Source organism: Sphingomonas sp. SFZ2018-12 (assembly GCF_022496715.1).
In the GTDB taxonomy this organism is placed as follows: Bacteria; Pseudomonadota; Alphaproteobacteria; order Sphingomonadales; family Sphingomonadaceae; genus Sphingomonas.
Genome location: NZ_WTFM01000001.1, coordinates 745,537 through 763,413, shown reverse-complemented (window position 1 = coordinate 763,413; position 17,877 = coordinate 745,537). Strand labels below are relative to the sequence as shown.

Genomic DNA, 17,877 nt, shown 5'->3' with positions numbered 1-17,877 from the left:
GTCGCTACAAACAGGGGGATGGCCATGCGTCTGGTGTCGATCGGGTTGTTGTGTCTGGCCACACCGCTGGCCCTATCGGCCGCGCCGGACCCCATGCCTGCCGCTCCGCTATCCGCTTGGGAAACGCTGCCGACCGAGTCCTTTCCGGGCAAGCGCGACGACATCAGCTTCGTCGATGCGACGCATGGCTGGTACGGCACCGGCAAGGGCGACCTGTATCGCACCACCGATGGCGGCAAAAGCTGGACCAAGGTGGCGAGCAAGCCCGGCACCTTCATCCGCGCGCTCGGTTTTGTCGATCGCACCACCGGCTTCATCGGCAATATCGGCACCGACTATTATCCCGGCGTCACCGACACGACGCCGCTCTATCGCACCGATGACGGCGGCGCGACCTGGACGCCGGTCGATCTGGGCGGCCGCACGATCGCCGGGGTCTGCGCGATCGACGTGCTCAAGACCCAGCGCATCTATCAGGGCAAGCTGGAGCCGCGCGTCGTCATCCATGCCGCCGGCCGGGTCGGCGGGCCGACCGGCATCCTGCGCTCGACCGATGGCGGCAAGAGCTGGTCGGTCATCGACATGGCCGAACATGCCGGCATGATCCTCGACATCAAATTCTTCGACGAGCGCACCGGGCTGGTCTTTGCCTCGACCGGCACCGATCCGAAAACGACCGAGGGTCTGATCCTGCGCACGACGGACGGCGGCAAGAGCTGGACGCGCGTGTACACCTCCGGCCGCGGCGCGGAGCTGATCTGGAAGGCGAGCTTCCCGACCGCGACCACCGGCTATGCGACGGTCCAATCCTATGACCCCGCACGCGCGCAGCAGCTGATCGTCAAGACCAGCGACGGCGGCAAGAGCTGGACCGAGCTGCCGATGGTCGAAAACGCCGCCGCGCGCCAGTTCGGCATCGGTTTCGTCGACGCCGATCACGGCTTCGTCGGCACCATGGCGGGCGGCTTCGAAACCCGCGACGGCGGCAGGACCTTCGCCCCCGCCCCGGTCGCGCGCGCCGCCAACAAGTTCCGCGTGGTGCAGGATGGCAAGCGTGCGCACGTCTTCGCGATCGGCACCGAAGTGCAGAGGCTGACGGTCGATTCAGCGCCGCAGGTCACGGCAAGAACACGATAAGTTCAGTGCGTTGCGCCGTCATCGCGGCGCGCGCCGTTCGGCTGGGGTTCAGCTTCGCGGCATCATCTTCCGGTCATTGAGCACGTCGACGACGCAGCGATCCGTGTCGTTCGCGACGATCCCGCGCGCAGGAGGGAGGAATGCCGGTCTGGCCGATGCTGCTGCTGACGCTGACGCCGCAGGATGCGGCCCCGGCACCTGCGACCGACGGCCGCGACATCGTCGTCGTCGGCACGAAGGTCACCGACCTTGAACGCGCACTCGCCGAATGCATCGCGCGCAACTGCCCGCCGAACGCGGAAATCGACGCGGCGATCGCATTGGCGGAGGCGCGGTTTCTGGCGGGGGCCTATCGCGATGCACGCGACGGCATCGACGACAGCCTGAAACGCAACCGCCAGCATCGCGGCGCATATCCCGAACCGGTCGCCGACCTCTATCTCGTGCTCTCGCGAATCCATTCGCATCTGGGTGCGCCGCGCCAGGGCATCTTCAATTCGCGCGAGCGTCAGGCGGTGCTGGAATCGGCGTTCGGCGCGAACGACCCGCGCGTCATCGACGCGCTGATCGAACGCGCCGACGTGCTGCTGCGCGAACGCGAATTCGACTATGCCCGCGATCTTTACCGCGAGGCCGCGAGGCGCAGCGACACCCCCGCCCTGTTCGACCGGTACGCGCTGGCCCGGCTTCGCCTGGCGCGCATCGAGCTCGGCGCCGGAGCCACACCGGAACCCGCGCAGGTCCGTCGCGCCGAAGCACTGCTTGCGCCGATCCTGGCCAACGCCGCGCCCGGACACGCCGACGTCCGCCTTGCCGCGCGTGGCCTGCTCGCGCGTGCCGCCGTCGCGCGCGGCGACGGCGATGCGGTCGAGCAGGCGATCGCTGCCGGCGGCGTCGATGCGTCGCGCAGCGCGCAGCCGGTATTGATCGCAGCGCCCCCGGTCGACTTCCCCGAACGCGGCAAGGGGTCCTATTCGGCCGCCGCACGGCGCTATTGGGAGGACCAGTGGGTCGATATCGGCTTTCGCATCGCCCGCGACGGCAGCGTCGGCGAGGTCGAGCAATTGCGCGCCAGCGAAAAGCTGGCCGGCGACTGGGCGGTGTCGCTCATCGCCTCGATCCGAGAGCGTCGCTACGCGCCGCTTGCTGACGACGTCAAATCCTATCGGATCGAACGCTATACGCTGACATCGCCTTATCATAAGGACCGGGGAGTGCCGATCCAGCAACGCCGCGGCTATCCGGTTCTGGAGCGCCTCGACCTGACTCCGCCCTGACGTCACCTACCCCAGTGACATCGACCGGCCCGGCTGCCACTCCTCGCGCAACAGGCCCCAGATCAGGCTGTCGCGCACCCCGATATGCGTTTCCCATTCGCCGCGCAGCCGCCCCTCGAGCGTGAAGCCCAGTTGCTCGAGCAGCCGGCAGGATCCGGCGTTCTCGGGATCGGTGTCGGCAAAGACGCGGCGATGTTCCTCCACGTCGAACAAATGGTCGATGACCACGCGCACGGCCTCGCGCGCGATGCCGCGTCCCCAATGCTCGCGCGCCAGGATATAGCCGATTTCGGCAACCCCGCCCTGCCGGCGCTCGCCCACCGATACCCAGCCGATGGCGAAGTCGAACGGCTTGAGCGTGATCGCCCACCACCGCCAGCCATGCGCGGGCCGCGCCGGATCGATATAGGCGCGCGTCTCGGCGACCGAAGTGGTGGGTGCGCGCGACCAATAGCGCATCGCCTGCGCATCGCTGAGCACGGGGTGCAGCGCGGTCGCGTCGTCGGCGGTGATCGGGCGCAGGCGCAGGCGCTTGGTCTCGAACACCGGCGTATCGGTCACTGCGCCAGCCGATCGACCAGCGCCTTGACCTTGGCCTGGCGCCATTGCGGCAGGGGCGCGACCAGCCAGTAGCCGCGCGCGAACGGCTTGGGGGTGCCGATCATCGCCACGCGCCCAGCGGCGAGATCCGCCCGTGCGAGCAATTCGGGCACGGTCGCGCGGCCCAGCCCGGCCGCTGCCGCCTCGATCGCCAGCCCCGCATCGCCGACCCGCACCAGCGACACCGCGTCTTCCGACAGGCATCCCGGCCACGAAATCCGGGTATCGGCCCCGCCGCCCGGCCGTTCGACGGTTACCATCCCGTCGGACTCGAGCGCCTCGCCCTCATGCTCGCCCGGTCCCTCGCCCCAGCGGATCGCCAGGTCGATATTGGCTTCGGTGAATTCGACGGGTTCGTCGGCGGCAATCAGCTGAAAGCGGATGTCGCCGTCGCTCGCGGCGATCTCGGCCAGGCGCGGCATCAGCCATTTTTGGGTCAAGTCGCGCGGCGCGGCGATGGTCAGCGATTTGGACGATTGCCCCGCCTGCATCGCCCGCACCGCTTCCTCGAACTGGATGAAGCCCGAACGCAGCGCATTCAGGCCCGCCTCGCCCTCCGGCGTCAGTTCCAGCCCCTTGGCGGTGCGGCGGAACAGCACGACGCCCAGCGTGTCCTCCAGCGCGCGCACCTGCTGGCCGACCGCGGCTGGCGTCACCGCCAGCTCATCGGCGGCGCGGGTGAACGACAGATGCCGGGCGGCCGCATCGAGCACGCGCAGGCCGTTCAGGGGCAAGTGCGTGCGCTTCATGGGTTCGCCCCCCGATTGCACATGGGAACAGCGTCGTCCCGGCGGAGGCCGGGACCTTGGGCAAACCTGGGCGCTCCATTTGCCAGAGGTCCCGGCCTCCGCCGGGACGACGTGTGGTTTGGCCGGCTTTGAACAGGAACGACGCCCACCTCGCCCCTCATCCCGCCACCGTCGGCGCGATCAGCGCGAATTTGGGGATGGCGACGTCAAAGGTCGACCCGTCCTCGGCGAGCATGTGATAGCTGCCCTGCATCGACCCCGAAGGCGTCGACAGCGGGCATCCCGAGACATAGTCGAAGCTGCCGCCCGGCGCGATCAGCGGCTGCTCGCCGACGACGCCCTCACCCTCGACCGTGTGGCGCGCACCGCGTCCGTCGGTGATCGTCCAGTGGCGGGTGAGCAGCTGAACGGCGAGCGCGCCGTCATTCTCGATGCGGATATGATAGGCCCAGAACCAGCGGCCGCGATCGGGCTCCGACTGTTCGGGCAGGAAACTGACCGCGACGCGGACGATGATCCCGCGTGTTTCCGCGACGTCGCCGAACAGCGCCTTCATTGTGGCGCCCTGCGGAGTAAAACGGCACCGTTCGTATCGAGCGAAGTCGAGATACGCTTCTCGACTTCCGCCACTGGCGGAAGTTTATCCTGAGCGCCCGCCCTTCGGGCAGTCGAAGGGCTCGAAGCGAACGGATCAAAGAGACAAGTTAGGGAATTCACAGCCCCACCGCCTTCAGCGCGCGGTCCAGGTCGTCGATCAGGTCGGCGGGGTCCTCCAGCCCGACATTCAGGCGCAGCAGCCCCTCGCCGATGCCCATCTCCAGCCGCTTCTCCTCCGCCACGCTCGAATGCGTGGTCGACGCGGGATGCGTCATCAGCGAGCGCGAATCGCCGATATTGTTGGAAATATCGATCAGCTCGAGCGCGTCGAGCAGGCCGTGCGCCTGCGCGCGTCCGGCGACCTCGAAGGCAAAGATGCACCCGGCCATATCCATCTGGCGCATCGCCAGATTGTGCTGCGGGTGGCTGGACAGGCCGGGATGCAGGATGCGCGGCACGCGGCCTTCCAGGAAGCGCCCCACGGCGAGCGCATTTTCCGACTGGCGGCGGATGCGCAGGTCCAGCGTTTCCAGCCCCTTCAGGACCACCCAGGCATTGAACGCGCTCAGCGTGGGCCCGGTGTTGCGGGTGAAGGGCAGCAGCGTGTTGGTGATGAAATCCTCGCTGCCGCACACCGCGCCCGCGAGCACGCGGCCCTGCCCGTCCATCATCTTGGTGGCCGAATAGGCGACGACGTCCGCGCCGAATTCCATCGGCCGCTGCAATGCAGGCGTGGCAAAGGCATTGTCGACGACGCTCACGATGCCGCGCTCGCGCGCGATGCCGCACACCGCCGCCAGGTCGACGATGTCCATCGTCGGATTGGCGGGGGTTTCGAAGAAGAAAACCCTGGTTTCCGGCCGGACGGCGTCGGCGAACTGCTGGGGATCGCGCGCATCGACGATCGTGGTCGCGATGCCGAATTTGGGCAGCAGCGTATCGGTCAGCCAGCGGCAGGACCCGAACAGCGCGCGGCCCGCGACGACATGGTCGCCCTGCTGAAGCTGGCACAGCAGCGCCGCGGTCATCGCCGCCATGCCGCTCGCCGTCGCGCGGCACGCCTCCGCTCCCTCGATCAGCGCGATGCGCTGTTCGAGCATTTCGACCGTCGGATTCTGCAGCCGCGAATAGGTCATGCCCGCCTGGTCGCCGGCAAAGCGCGCCGCCGCGTCGCCCGCGCAGTCATAGGCATAGCCGGAGGTCAGGAACAGCGCCTCCGACGTCTCCCCATATTCGCTGCGCGCGGTACCACCGCGCACCGCCCGGGTCGCGGGACGCCAGTGGCGCGTGATCGCGCGATTTTGGCCGGTGTTGCGCTTCATGCGCCCTGCTTTGCCGGGGCAAAGCGGCGGACGCAAGCATCGCTGCGGCCCCCGACGCAATTCGGGACAAGCGCGCTGGCTCCCGGCGCGTCGGGGCGCTAGAGCCCGCCGCCATGATCGCCCGCCTGCGTGACCATCCGATGCTGACCGCGCTGTTGCTCGCACTTGCGGCGCAACTGCTGTTCACCATCCATCTCGGCCAGCCGGCGCGCCTGGTCTTCGACGAAAGCCATTATGTCGCCGCCGCCCGCGTGCTGCTCGCGCTCGAACAGCCGTGGAACACCGAACACCCCTTGCTCGGCAAGGCGCTGATCGCGCTCGGCATCGCCGGGTTCGGCGACAATCCGGTGGGCTGGCGCGCGGCATCGACGCTGGCGGGGACGCTCAGCGTGCTGGCGATCTACGCGCTGCTCTGGCTGACCTACCGCCGGGTGCGCACCGCCGCGCTCGGCGCCTTGCTGGCGATGCTCAACCAGCTGCTGTTCGTGCATGCGCGCACCGGCATGCTCGAGGCGTTTCTCGGCGCGTTCGTCATGCTCGCCGCCGCGGCGCTGCTGTGGGCGTTGCAGGCGCGCCGGCCCCGGGTGGCTGCCATCCGCCTCGGCGTTGCGGCGATCCTCTGGGGCCTCGCGGTCGCGGTCAAATGGGCGGCGATCCCCTATGTGGCGATGGCCTGCGCCGTGCTGGTCGCATGCGCGGTGCAGGACCGCACCCTGCGCACGCGCCGGCCGGGCGCGCGTTTCGGGGGCATGCCGCTGACCGCGTCGCTCGCGCTGCTCGGCGGGGTCAGCATCGCCACCTATCTCCTGACGTTCGCGCCGGCGTTCTTCTATGCGCGCGATCCGCTGACGCTTGCCCGGCTGATCCCGTTCCAGCTCGACATGTACCGCCAGCAGACGCAAATCCTCGCCCCGCACACCTATCAGTCGCGCTGGTGGCAATGGCCGCTCATCCTGCGCCCGATCTGGTATTTCTACGAACCCGATACCGACGGTGTGCAGCGCGGCGTGCTGCTGGTCGGCAATCCCGCGATCATGTGGGGCGGGCTGATCGCGGTCGCGGCGGGGCTGTGGGCGGGCGCGCGCGAACGCTGGCTGGCATTGGCTTGGATCGCGTCGCTCGCGATATGGATCGTCATCCCCAAGTCGCTGGGATTTTATTATTACTACCACCTGTCCGCGCTGATCCTGTGCGCGGTGCTGGCGGGCGTGTTCCACCGCTTCGCACGGGGGCGGCGGCGCGAGATCGATTTCCTGTTCGTCGCGTTGAGCGCGGTGCTGTTCGCGTGGTTCTACCCGATCCTGTCAGGGGCCGCGCTGCCCGACGCGCGCGGGTTCGAGAAGTGGATGTGGTTCGACAGCTGGCGGTGAGCTGGCGCGCGAACAGAGACATCCTTGCAAAACCGGGCTCGTTACGCTTCGTCACCCCGGGCTTGACCCGGGGTCCCGCTTCCCCCTCACACACTCCGCCGCCGGCCATAGCGGCCCCAGGTGAAGCGCGACGATACCGCGAAATTCCACACCGCCGCCACCGCGATCCCCGCCAGCGCTGACAGCGCCCAATTGCCCTGCCGCGCGGTATAGAGAAACTCCGCCACGCCGACATTGGCCACCGCCCCCACCGCGCACACCGTGCAGAAGGACAGCCAGCCGCCGATCAGCGCCCGCGCCCCGCGCAGCCTTTTTTCTCGATAGGTCAGCGCGTTGTTGAGCAGGAAGTTGAAGGTCATCGCGGTCAGCGTCGCGGCAATCTGCGCGGTCAGAAAGCGCGCGTCGCTCACCGCCAGCAGCAGCGACAGGACGCCCAGATGCACCGCCGCGCCCAGTGCGCCGACGCTGGCGAACATCGCAAAGCGCACCGGCACCAGCCAGCCGAGCAGCCGGTCATAGAGCGCGATCAGATATTCGAGCGCGACGACATGGTCGAGCTTGCTCTCGCCCTCGACGCGCGCGCGAAACACATAGGGCAGCTCCACAAATCTCAGCGGCCGCGCTGCCGAGGTCAGGATGTCGAGCAGGATCTTGAAGCCGATGCCCGACAGGCGCGGCACCAGCGCGCGCACAACGGCGCTGCGGATCATGAAGAACCCGCTCATCGGATCGGTCAGCTCGGCCTTCAGCACCGCGCGCGCCAGCCGCGTCGCCAGCCGCGACTTGGCGATGCGGTCGCGATCCCAGTCGCCGGTGCCCCCACCGGGCATGAAGCGCGATCCGATCACCAGATCGAGCGCCGGATCGGCGTTCAGCAGGTCGCGCATCCGGGGCAGCAGCGCCTCGTCATGCTGCAGGTCGCCGTCGATCACCGCCACCAGCGGCGCTGCGGTCGCACACATCCCCTCGATGCACGCGGTCGCCAGCCCGCGCCGGCCGATGCGCTGGATCACCCGCACGCGCGGATCGACCCGCGCCAACTCGCGCGCCGCGCCCGCCGTGCCGTCGGGGCTGTCGTCATCGACGAAGATCGCTTCCCACCCGTCCGGTCCAAGTACCGCCGCCAACCGATCGACGAGCCGCGCGACATTGCCGCGTTCGTTGAACACGGGCACGACGACCGCGAGGGTCAGGGGCGCGCTCACCCCCGCCCTCAAAGCTGCTCGATGATCCGGTCGGCCATCGCCCCGGTCGACAGCGCGCCGCCCAGATCGCCGGTCCGCGCGCCGCCGGCCAGCGCCGCCGCCACCGCCGCCTCGATCCGGTCCGCCCCCGCGGCCTCGCCCAGCGAATGGCGCAGCAGCATTGCCGCCGACAGGATCGCCGCGCAAGGATTGGCCTTGCCCTGGCCCGCAATGTCGGGGGCGGAGCCGTGAATCGGCTCATACAGCCCCTTGCCCGCCGCATCGAGCGAGGCCGATGGCAGCATCCCGATCGACCCCACGCACATGCTCGCCTGATCCGACAGGATGTCGCCGAACAGATTGCCGGTCAGGATCACGTCGAATTGGCCGGGATTGCGCACCAGCTGCATCGCCGCATTGTCGACATACATGTGGCTCAGCTCGACTTGACGGTATTCGGCCGCGACCTCGATCACGACGTCGCGCCACAACTGGCTGGTTTCCAGCACATTGGCCTTGTCGACCGAGCACAACCGCTGCTGGCGCCCCATCGCGGCCCGGAACCCGACATGCGCGATGCGCCGCACCTCGTCCTCGGCATAGCGCATCACGTCATAACCTTCGCGGCGGCCATCGGGCGTGGTGCGCATCCCCTTCTCGCCGAAATAGACGTCGCCGTTCAGCTCGCGCACGATCAGCAGGTCGATGGCACGCGCGACTTCGGGGCGCAGCGCGGAGGCCTCCTCCAGCCCCGGCATCAACCGCGCGGGGCGCAGATTGGCGAAGAGCCCCAATTCGGCGCGCAGGCCCAATATCGCCTGTTCGGGGCGCAGCCGCCGCTCGACCGTGTCGAAGCGCGGATCGCCGACCGCGCCGAACAGGATCGCGTCCGCCCGCCGGGCCAGATCGAGTGTCGCCGGCGGCAACGGATGCCCGTTCGCCGCATAGGCCGCCCCGCCAACCGGCGCTTCCTCGAAGGTGAGACCCAGCCCCAGCGTGTTCAGCACGCGCACGGCGGCTGCCGTCACTTCCGGCCCGATGCCGTCGCCTGCGAGTACCGCGATCAATGCCATGCCTGCTTTCCCCACTCCCCGCGCGCATGCCCAAGAGGAGGGCAAGCACTTCGAACGCCATTGCGCGCACTTACCCCTGAATCCGTCGCCCCGGGCTTGACCCGGGGCCCCGCTATGTCGCGCGGCCTAAGAGGCAGCGGGACCCCGGGTCAAGCCCGGGGTGACGGGAGGGAAGCGCAAAGCCCCTCCCCTTCAGGGGAGGGGTTGGGGTGGGGCCTGTCGGGCCGAGCCTCACCCCGCCGCCCGCTTGATCCGCTCGACCAGCCGTTCGCGCCCCGCCAGGACATCGGCCCGCCGATCGGTCAGGACGTCGCGCGCCAGGAAATGCCCGGTCAACTTCAGCCCGTCCAGAATATCCGGCCATCCCGCCGCGCCCCCCGTGAGCAAAAACGGCGGCAGCGCGAACAGCCGCGCCTCATGCCCCGTCGCCGCCGCCCGGCTCACCGCGCCGCCGCTCCTGGGGCTGACGAACGCCAGCTCGTCGCGGTCGCCCGTCGCCACGCACTGCGACAGGTCGAGGCCAAAGCCCAGCTCGGCCAGCACCAGCAACTCGTATCGCACCAGCGCCACCGCCCAGCCCCGCGCCGCCGGCGCCGCCTCGATCGCGCCGATCACCCCGTTCAGCGCCGCATGCAGCCGCGGATAGGGCTGCCCCTCGGGCAGGGCCAGCGCGGTCAGCCCCGTCACCCATTCGAGCGCAGCGGCCGCCAGCGGCTCCTCGAACAACGGCGCGCGGCTGTGCACCAGCTCGACGGTCAGCGCCGGCAATTGCGCATCCGTCCGCGCCCGCCACTCGCCGGTGATCGCGTTCGCCGGCTGCAACACCGGCCGCAACCGCGTCGACCGCCCGCCGCGCACATAGCCGGGCAGCACCCCCGCCCCCTCGGTCATCGCCCGCACCACCGCCCCATGCTCCCCATGCGCACGCACGGTCAGGACGATGGCGGGGGCGGACAGGTGCATGGCGACGGCTTAGCGCGCGCGCGGTGGTGAGGGAATGTCGGGTGAGGGCGGGCAAGCAATGTGACGTAAAGGTCTCGTTATTGAGTGCTTACGGAGCGTCAGGATTACGGCTGGATTTGAGTGGGAAGCAGAATAGCTGTTCCCAACGCAGCTACACTGGGAGCGTCCATCAAAAGACGAGAATCCCTATTCCCCGATGTTCCATCGGATGCGGATTTTCGTACCGTATGCTGGAACAGTCTCACCCTTGCTATTCGTACTTGGACGGAACTTTGAAGTATTCGTCACTATCTCGCAAGCCTTCTCGTCCAGAAAGGTAGAACCGCTTGCTTCCACCACTGTGCAGTCAAACGCCTTTCCCTTATTATCGATATTGACGCGGACTAGAGTGGAGCTGCCTGTCCCAGTCTTACGGATTTCGCCGACTAGGGGTGCTTCAGAAGGTTTAGCGGGAACTGGCGGGGCCGTTAAGGGCGATTGCGTGAAGGATACAATGGAACCTGCAATTCCAAAAAGAAGATTAATCGAAACCATACATCCTCCATTCTAAGGACGGTGAAAACGCTCGGCCGAAGCGTCGTTTGTTGAGCAATATCGCTGGCCGTTGCGACGGCGGCAAATTGCGTCATTGTCTGACCAACCGCTTCTATGACGTCACACCCTACCCCCGCCGCAGCCACCGTGCCGCGCCACCCCCTACCACCCGTTTGCCCAGCGCCACCGCGCGGTCGAAGCCGGCGATCGCCGCCACCACCCCACGGTTCGCCAGCGTCGGGCGCAGCAGCAGCAGGTCGACGCACTGCACCCCGCCGGTCGCCATCTGGCGCTTGTGCTGGCCCTCGCCCTCGGTGAAGTCGAAGCGCTTCAGGCCGCCCTCCGCAAACAAGTCGCGCAGCGCCGCGACCTGCAGCACCGATCCCGGCGACAGCTCGGCAAAATCGGGGTCGTGGCCCAGAAACTCGTAGATCACGTCGCCCGCGACCACCGGGCAATAAAGATAGGCCGCCGGCCGGTCATCGATATGGAGCAGCCATGCACGCACCTGTCCCGCCGCCGCGCGCGACAGCATCGACTGGCGGAACGCGGGCGTGTCGGGCAGTCCGGCGGCCAGCAACCGCTCCTGATAGGTGCGCGCGGCGATGGCGCGGGCGAGCGGATGGAATGCAACCATCTCGTCCGGGGTCGCGTGGCGCGTCACCTTCAGCCCCCCGCCCGATCGCGCGGCGACGCGCTTTTCCTTGCGCTTGGTCGCCGATCGCGTGCTCGCCGACAGCGCCGCGAGCCACGCGTCCGCGCCGATCGTCAGATCGACGTAATAGCGCGTGTAACGCTGCCGCTCGAACGCCAGCATCCCGCCCATCAGGCCGCGCACATCCTCCGCGAGCGCCACTGGCAGCGACGTCACCAGCCAGCCCTGCGCGCCGGCCGGCAGCGGCGGCAGCATCGGCAGCCGCGTGGCGATCGCGTCGTCGAGGCTCAGCGACACCCGCACCAGCGGGCGGTGCACCGCCGCCAGCGTGCGCGCGCCGATCTGGAACTTGAGCGGCAGGCGGATCGCGTCGCTCACGCCGCGCGCTCCTCGACCCAGTTGGACCACAGCTGCTCGACCCGCCGCCGCGTCGTGCGAAGCAGGTCGGGCGAAAGCGGCGCGTCGTCGCGGTCCAGTCGCAATGCGGGCCGATCCGCGAAATGAACCGTCGGCAGCGACTCGCGCCGCGCCGCCAGCATCTCGCACAGCGCGACGAAGCGGCGGACATGCACGCCATTGGCCCGCGTGCCCGCGCGATTGGCGAGCTCGAAGCCGTGGCTGACGATCGTCACCGCCGCATGCTCCTGGGCCGCTGCATGATCGAGCGCCGCCGCCATTTCGCCCGCCGACAGCGCGCAGATCTGGAAATGGCGCAGATGCCCCGGCCGGTCCTCGATCAGCGTCACCGGCACCTCGATCACACCCTGATGCGCGACCGGCGCGATGCGGCGCGGCGGCAGGCCAATCGCGCTCGGCCAAGGGTGTTCGGAGCCATTATGGCTGCTGTCATAGGCAAAGCCGAGTTCGGCCAGCGCCGCCAGCGTCGCGTCATTGGCCGAATAGCTGCCGGCGCGAAATGCGACCGGCACCGGCGCGCCGGCCTCGACCAGCAAATCGGCGGCGGTGGCGATCAGATCGCGCTGTTCGTCCTGGGCATAGTCGATCAGCTCGAACGACGCATGGCTCGCGCCCGCATCATCGGCGCGCGCGCCGGTCCAGTTGGGATGCAGGTGCAGCTGCACCTCCTGCCCCGCCGCCAGGATCGCGGCGATCACGCGCCGGATCGGCTCGATCCCGAACACCCGCGCCGGCATCGGATCGACGAAGAACGTCGCCTTCAGCCCATGCGCGGCCAGCTGCTCCAGCTGCCAGCCGACGCCGACCCCCGCCGGCTCCAGCGACCGCCGCGCCATCTCGTCGAGCGGCAGCCCGGCGGCATGGTGCCGCCACATCAGCTCGGTATCGACGGTCAGGAAAACGGGCGTGGCCATGCAGCCGCCCCTACCGGACGGGCGTGAAGATTCCGTCAGCGCCGGCTTACGGCTTGACGCCCCATCGACCCATTTCCGCGTCGATACGCGGCCAGATCAGCCGTGACGCCGCCAAATCCGCCGTGCTCTGCGCCCGCTCACCCTTCAACTTCCGAACGATGCCGCGCAGATAGAGGCTGCTGGCCTGATCGGGTGCCAATTTGAGCGCGGCGTCGAGATCCGCCAGCGCGCGATCCAGGTCGTTCATGCGCAGATGGATCAGCGCGCGGCTGTCCAGAGCGGCCGACGGGGCGCGGCCCAGCTCGATCGCACGGTTGCAATCGACCATGGCCGTGTCGAGCGAAACGTTCATCAAACCCTTCAACCAGCATCGCTCGTTCAGCAAACTGTCGCTGTTCGGGCTGGCCTCGATCGCCGCGGTCAAAGCGGCGATCGCGCCGTCGGGATCGTTCATCCGCGACAACAACTGCGCCTTGATTCGCAAGAACGCCCGACCCTCGTCGCTCGATGCACTGGCCCGATCGCCGATCAAATCCAGCGTGTCCGATGGCGGCGCCAATTCCTCAAGCACCACCAGACGTGAAATCGCCGCGCGCGATCCGGGTTCGAGCTCCAGCGCAGCCTGAACATCGGCCAGAGCCTGTTCGTCCTGGGCCAGCGCACGATGAATATTGGCGCGCTCGAGCAGATAGTCGGTGCTGGGTTCCATTTCGATCGCGCGGTTCATGTCCGCGAGCGCGCCCGCCCAGTCGTAAATCGATGACTTGAACCATGCCCGGTTGTAATAGGGCCTGGCCTCATCGGGTGTTTCGGCGATGTCGGTGGCATAGCCGGTCAGGATCGCGTCGAAGCGCCGCGTACCCTTGGCCTCGGCAACGTGCTGCCAGCGTGGCTTTGGATCGACGACAAACGCTCGGACAGCCGCAGCTTTGACTTGCGCGACCGCATCCTTGGTTCGCCCGATCTCGGCGGCCGCGATTTCGGGTTCGAGCGTTTCGCTTTCTTCTTCGACGACCCGCCACTGTCCCTCCGACGCGGTTTCGCGCCGCCATCGCGAGCCCGCCACCGTCACGTCGGTCGTCAGTGCGCCCTCCAGACCCGTCGATCCCGCCCCGGTCGGCAGCTTGATCCGGACGGTGGATTCGACCTTGCCGGGCGGCCCCACCACCACCGGCAGGTTTTTCCAGGCGGCTCGACCGCGGTCGGGATCGAATTTCAAAGCTTTGTCGACCAGCCCGATCGGCACCGTCCACCGATCACCCCGCTGCGACCAGTCGGAATAGGCGATCCCCTCCGCCCGCGCGGTGGCGATCCCGGACGCTGCATCATAACGAATCGCGTGGCGCGTGATCGTGCCAGACTCGACGAACGGCTTGATCAGCTGCTCGACGATCTTGGCCAGTTCCTCGTTACCGACCTGAGATCGCGCCTGTTCCAGCTTGACCGCGATATCGCCGCGATAGCCGACCTCGATCGTAAACGGCTCGGGAAACTGGACCCCGGCGCTGTCGTCGACCTCAAAGACGACGGCCATGTCGGGCCGGACGCGGGGGCGACCCGGCATTTCGATCAGCTCAGCCCCTTCGCCACGCAGCGGCAGGACGTGCCGGAAAAACGGGATGTCCTCGATATCCTCCAGCCGCTGGCCGCTCATCGTGCCGTCCAGCCACAGCGACTTGCCGTCGATCCGGGCGTGAACGATCACGTGGTCGAACGCACCCGCGCTCGGCAACCGCCCCGGCAATCCGTCGCCCAGCCTGGAATTGACCAGCACCGGCTCCGCCTCGATCCCCAGCGCGTCGAGCATTGCAAGCAGCAGCAGCGTCTTGGCCTTGCAGTCGCCATAACGCAACGACCAGGTCTGCTCGGGTGCCTGGGGCCGGTAATTGCCGCCATCCATGCCGCGATACAGGTATCGCACCTCGTCCTGCACGACCTGCAGCGCCTTCGCGGCGCGAACGCGCGGATCGGCGCTGAGCGCCTTGATCCGCGCGACCTCCTTGGCCAGCGCGCCATCGGGCGTGATCGCGGCATTCGTCTGGTAATAGGGCGCCATCAGGCGCGACAGGTCGGACCAGCTCGCAAAATCGCTTGCTTCGAGGATCGGCAGCGGCTGGAAACGCACCGGTGCATCCCCCGGAATCTCCGGCAGCTTGGCAATGGGCAGCGTGACTTCGACCTCGCGCAGCCCGCCCGTCGAGCGGGGCGGGGCAAGGGTCACGCCGTCGACATAGGTCCTGGTCGTCAGCTGGACGCTATCGTCCCACACGAGCCGCGCGCGACCGAAGCTGATCTGAAGCGGCTTGGGCAGCAACGGCAGCACGGTCTCGACATGCTTGCCGAGCACCGGGTCGGCTGACGTGATGGATGCCGCAAACCTCAGAATATCGCCGACGCGCAGCCCTTCGATCGCCAGCGTCGCGGTCAACTGGCCGTCGAGCCATTGCTGCTCGAGCCCGGGCTCACGCTTCAGCACCTGAAACTTCTGGCCCTGTTTCAACAGGTCGATCACTTCGCCGCGGCGGATGATCTCCAGCCGGTGCACGCGCAGGTCGCCCCTTTCGGGCTGCCAGTTGATCGCGAGCGTGCCGACTTCCTTCAGCATCTCGGTCGACGCGACGCGCTGCGCGCTATCGAAATACTGCCACCGCTCGCCAGCGGACAGACGATGCTGCTGATCGAAGATCACGAAGCGCGGCCCGGCCTGCGCCTTCGTCTCGCGCTCGGGCAATTCCGCCGCCTTCACCCATTCGGGCGCGGGGGCATAGATCACCGACTCCCCCGCCCATGCCGGCCCCGCGGCCAGCACCAGCGCGGCCACGACCGCCACCCCACGCAACATCATACAAAGCCCCGTTTTTTTCGACCCGATGGTCACGCTAGGGGCATCGATGAAGGACGCCAAGATGCTTTGTTACGGGTGCGTCACCGGCTGTGATAGAAATCATGCACCTGTTGCGCCACCGCCGCGCTGACGCCTGGTGCCTTCTTCAGGTCCTCCAGGCTGGCCGAACGCACGGCGCGGGCGGTGCCGAAATGCATCAGCAGCGCCTTCTTTCGCGCCGGACCGATGCCGGGCACTTCGTCGAGCGGGCTAGCGCCGATCGCCTTGGCGCGCTTCTGGCGATGCGCGCCGATCGCGAAGCGGTGCGCTTCGTCGCGCAGCCGCTGGAGGAAGAACAGCACCGGCGAATTGACCGGCAGCTGGAACTCGCGCCCGTCCATCAGGTGAAACACCTCGCGCCCCTCGCGGCCATGATGCGGCCCCTTGGCGACGCCGACCAGGCAGACATCCTCGATGCCCAGCTCCTCCAGCACCTCGCGCACCGCATTCAGCTGCCCGCGCCCGCCGTCGATCAGCACCAGGTCGGGCCAGCCATTGCCGTCGCGATCGCCCTCGCGGTCGGGGTCCTCGTCCTGCGCGCGCTTGAACCGGCGCGACAGCATCTCGCGCATCATCGCGAAATCGTCGCCCGGCGTCGTTTCCGACCGCTTGATGTTGAACTTGCGATACTGGTTCTTCAGGAACCCCTCGGGACCCGCCACCACCATCGCGCCCAAGGCGTGCGTGCCCTGGATATGGCTGTTGTCATAGATTTCGATGCGCTGCGGCGGTTCGGCCAGGTCGAACAGCTCGGCGACCTCGCGCAGCAGCTTCGCCTGCGTCGTCCCCTCCGCCAGCCGCCGGTCGAGCGCCTCCACCGCGTTGCGCGTCGCCTGGTCCATCAACCGCCGGCGGGCGCCGCGCTGCGGCACCGACAGCGCGACCTTGAACCCGGCACGCTCGGCCATCGCCTCGGCGAGCAGCGGTCCCTCGGCCAGCTCGCGGTCGACCAGCACGTTGCGCGGCGGCGGCACCTCTTCATAGAATTGCATCAGGAACTGGGCGAGCACCTCGTCCTCGGGCACGTCCTGGGTGTGCGCGGGAAAGAAGCTGCGATGCCCCCAATTCTGGCCGCCGCGGATGAAGAAGGCCTGGATGCCCATCACGCCGCTCTTGCAGGCGAGCGCAAAGATGTCGGCGTCGCCCACCCCGTCGGCATTGATCGCCTGGCTGCCCTGGATATAGGTCAGCGCCTTCAGCCGGTCGCGCAGCACGGCGGCCAGCTCGAAATCCAGGTTTTCCGCCGCCGCCTGCATCTGCTGGCCCAGCTTTTCCTGCACCTTGGTCGACTTGCCGGCCAGGAAGTCCTTGGCATCCGCGACCAGCTCGGCATAGCCCGCCGCGTCGATGCGGTCGACGCACGGCGCCGAACAGCGGCGGATCTGATAGAGCAGGCACGGCCGGTCGCGGCTGTTGAAGAAACCGTCGGTGCAGCTGCGCAGCAGGAACAGCTTCTGGAGCGCGTTCAGCGTCTTGCGCACCTGCCCCGCCCCCGCGAACGGGCCGTAATAATTGCCCTTCGCCCGCCGCGCGCCGCGATGCAGCTGAACGCGCGGAAAGTCGTGGTCGCCGCGCAACAGGATGAACGGGAACGACTTATCGTCGCGCAACAGGACGTTGTAGGGCGGGCGATACCGCTTGATCAGCTGCGCCTCGAGCAGCAGCGCCTCCGCCTCGTTGTTGGTGGTGACGATCGTCATCGACCGCGTCTGCGCGACCATGCGCTGCAACCGCTTCGACAGCCGGCCGACCTGGGTATAGTTGGTGACGCGGTTCTTCAGCGCCCGCGCCTTGCCGACATACAAGACGTCGCCGCGCGCATCCTGCATCCGATAGACGCCGGGCCGCACCGGCAACGTTTTCACGACGTTGCGGATCGCCGCCACGCCGGCATCGAGGTCAGGCGCGTCGGAGCCTCGCACGGCATAAGTCGCGGCGGTTTCGTTGAAGCGATCGGGCGAATTGGGCTGCGACATCGTCGACGTGATCTAGGCGGCGGTGCACCCGATGGCTAGGGCGCGGAAGGGCGACCGCGACCCGAATGGCTCCCCAGGCATAGTGCGATTATGCCAGCAGTCCCGTCACGCCGGACGTGACCCGGCATCCACGCGCGCCCGCCGACGCACGGCGAAACACCCGCGCGGCTCACGCGTCCTGGCCCCGGACCAGGCCCGGGATGACGGGCGGTCGGTCAGGAACCC

General features: G+C 68.0%; 14 protein-coding genes. 3 read left to right on the top strand and 11 right to left on the bottom strand.

Features of this window, described 5'->3' with window-relative positions; all coding sequences use genetic code 11:
* Positions 1–93 precede the first annotated feature (93 nt).
* Both GO308_RS03585 and GO308_RS03580 read left to right on the top strand, forming a co-directional pair.
* Positions 94–1,137, top strand: coding sequence for a hypothetical protein (locus tag GO308_RS03585; protein WP_240883833.1), 1,044 nt, complete (start codon positions 94–96; stop codon positions 1,135–1,137).
* Between the two features lie 140 nt (positions 1,138–1,277).
* Positions 1,278–2,414: a hypothetical protein gene (locus GO308_RS03580; protein ID WP_240883832.1), complete on the top strand. Its 1,137-nt coding sequence runs from the start codon at positions 1,278–1,280 to the stop codon at positions 2,412–2,414.
* 6 nt (positions 2,415–2,420) lie between these two features.
* Here the strand turns inward: GO308_RS03580 and GO308_RS03575 are convergent, their stop codons facing one another.
* From GO308_RS03575 to GO308_RS03560, 4 genes are all read right to left on the bottom strand, one after another.
* On the bottom strand, positions 2,421–2,975 hold the full coding sequence (locus GO308_RS03575) for a GNAT family protein (protein WP_066477474.1): 555 nt from the start codon (positions 2,973–2,975) through the stop codon (positions 2,421–2,423).
* A complete protein-coding gene (locus GO308_RS03570) occupies positions 2,972–3,763 on the bottom strand; it encodes a LysR family transcriptional regulator (protein WP_066477471.1) in 792 nt (263 codons plus the stop codon). Before GO308_RS03570 ends, GO308_RS03575 begins: the two co-directional genes overlap by 4 nt.
* A 157-nt stretch (positions 3,764–3,920) precedes the next feature.
* Complete coding sequence (gene apaG / locus GO308_RS03565; RefSeq protein ID WP_066477469.1) at positions 3,921–4,319, bottom strand: Co2+/Mg2+ efflux protein ApaG; 399 nt, start codon at positions 4,317–4,319, stop codon at positions 3,921–3,923.
* Between the two features lie 157 nt (positions 4,320–4,476).
* On the bottom strand, positions 4,477–5,682 hold the full coding sequence (locus GO308_RS03560) for an aminotransferase class I/II-fold pyridoxal phosphate-dependent enzyme (RefSeq protein ID WP_240883831.1): 1,206 nt from the start codon (positions 5,680–5,682) through the stop codon (positions 4,477–4,479).
* A gap of 113 nt (positions 5,683–5,795) precedes the next feature.
* On the opposite strand from GO308_RS03560, the gene GO308_RS03555 reads away from it, so the two are divergent.
* Positions 5,796–7,052 (top strand): phospholipid carrier-dependent glycosyltransferase, encoded by a 1,257-nt coding sequence (locus GO308_RS03555; protein ID WP_240883830.1) that lies wholly within the window; start codon positions 5,796–5,798, stop codon positions 7,050–7,052.
* An 86-nt stretch (positions 7,053–7,138) separates the two neighbouring features.
* Here the strand turns inward: GO308_RS03555 and GO308_RS03550 are convergent, their stop codons facing one another.
* The 7 genes from GO308_RS03550 to uvrC all read right to left on the bottom strand — a co-directional run bounded on the left by GO308_RS03550 (position 7,139) and on the right by uvrC (position 17,652).
* Positions 7,139–8,257 carry a glycosyltransferase family 2 protein gene (locus tag GO308_RS03550; RefSeq protein ID WP_240883829.1) on the bottom strand — a complete coding sequence of 373 codons (1,119 nt, stop codon included), beginning with the start codon at positions 8,255–8,257 and terminating at the stop codon, positions 7,139–7,141.
* Between the two features lie 8 nt (positions 8,258–8,265).
* On the bottom strand, positions 8,266–9,309 hold the full coding sequence (gene leuB, locus GO308_RS03545; RefSeq protein ID WP_240883828.1) for a 3-isopropylmalate dehydrogenase: 1,044 nt from the start codon (positions 9,307–9,309) through the stop codon (positions 8,266–8,268).
* Positions 9,310–9,540: 231 nt separating this feature from the next.
* A complete protein-coding gene (recO, locus tag GO308_RS03540) occupies positions 9,541–10,272 on the bottom strand; it encodes a DNA repair protein RecO (RefSeq protein ID WP_240883827.1) in 732 nt (243 codons plus the stop codon).
* A 661-nt stretch (positions 10,273–10,933) separates the two neighbouring features.
* Complete coding sequence (locus GO308_RS03535; protein ID WP_240883826.1) at positions 10,934–11,839, bottom strand: GNAT family N-acetyltransferase; 906 nt, start codon at positions 11,837–11,839, stop codon at positions 10,934–10,936.
* Positions 11,836–12,792 (bottom strand): polysaccharide deacetylase, encoded by a 957-nt coding sequence (locus GO308_RS03530; protein ID WP_240883825.1) that lies wholly within the window; start codon positions 12,790–12,792, stop codon positions 11,836–11,838. The genes GO308_RS03535 and GO308_RS03530 overlap by 4 nt, the downstream gene beginning before the upstream one ends.
* 46 nt (positions 12,793–12,838) lie before the next feature.
* On the bottom strand, positions 12,839–15,637 hold the full coding sequence (locus GO308_RS03525) for a DUF3857 domain-containing protein (protein ID WP_240883824.1): 2,799 nt from the start codon (positions 15,635–15,637) through the stop codon (positions 12,839–12,841).
* Positions 15,638–15,717: 80 nt separating this feature from the next.
* Entirely contained in the window at positions 15,718–17,652 is a 1,935-nt protein-coding gene (gene uvrC / locus GO308_RS03520) for an excinuclease ABC subunit UvrC (RefSeq protein ID WP_240883823.1), read from the bottom strand.
* Between the last annotated feature and the right edge of the window lie 225 nt (positions 17,653–17,877).

Excerpts from the sequence above, each read along its gene's own strand:
- GO308_RS03585 (WP_240883833.1), top strand. The coding sequence starts at position 94 with ATGCCTGCCGCTCCGCTATCCGCTTGGGAAACGCTGCCGACCGAGTCC.
- GO308_RS03580 (WP_240883832.1), top strand. The coding sequence starts at position 1,278 with ATGCCGGTCTGGCCGATGCTGCTGCTGACGCTGACGCCGCAGGATGCG.
- GO308_RS03570 (WP_066477471.1), bottom strand. The coding sequence starts at position 3,763 with ATGAAGCGCACGCACTTGCCCCTGAACGGCCTGCGCGTGCTCGATGCG.
- apaG (WP_066477469.1), bottom strand. The coding sequence starts at position 4,319 with ATGAAGGCGCTGTTCGGCGACGTCGCGGAAACACGCGGGATCATCGTC.
- GO308_RS03560 (WP_240883831.1), bottom strand. The coding sequence starts at position 5,682 with ATGAAGCGCAACACCGGCCAAAATCGCGCGATCACGCGCCACTGGCGT.
- GO308_RS03555 (WP_240883830.1), top strand. The coding sequence starts at position 5,796 with ATGATCGCCCGCCTGCGTGACCATCCGATGCTGACCGCGCTGTTGCTC.
- leuB (WP_240883828.1), bottom strand. The coding sequence starts at position 9,309 with ATGGCATTGATCGCGGTACTCGCAGGCGACGGCATCGGGCCGGAAGTG.
- recO (WP_240883827.1), bottom strand. The coding sequence starts at position 10,272 with ATGCACCTGTCCGCCCCCGCCATCGTCCTGACCGTGCGTGCGCATGGG.
- GO308_RS03530 (WP_240883825.1), bottom strand. The coding sequence starts at position 12,792 with ATGGCCACGCCCGTTTTCCTGACCGTCGATACCGAGCTGATGTGGCGG.
- GO308_RS03525 (WP_240883824.1), bottom strand. The coding sequence starts at position 15,637 with ATGATGTTGCGTGGGGTGGCGGTCGTGGCCGCGCTGGTGCTGGCCGCG.
- uvrC (WP_240883823.1), bottom strand. The coding sequence starts at position 17,652 with ATGTCGCAGCCCAATTCGCCCGATCGCTTCAACGAAACCGCCGCGACT.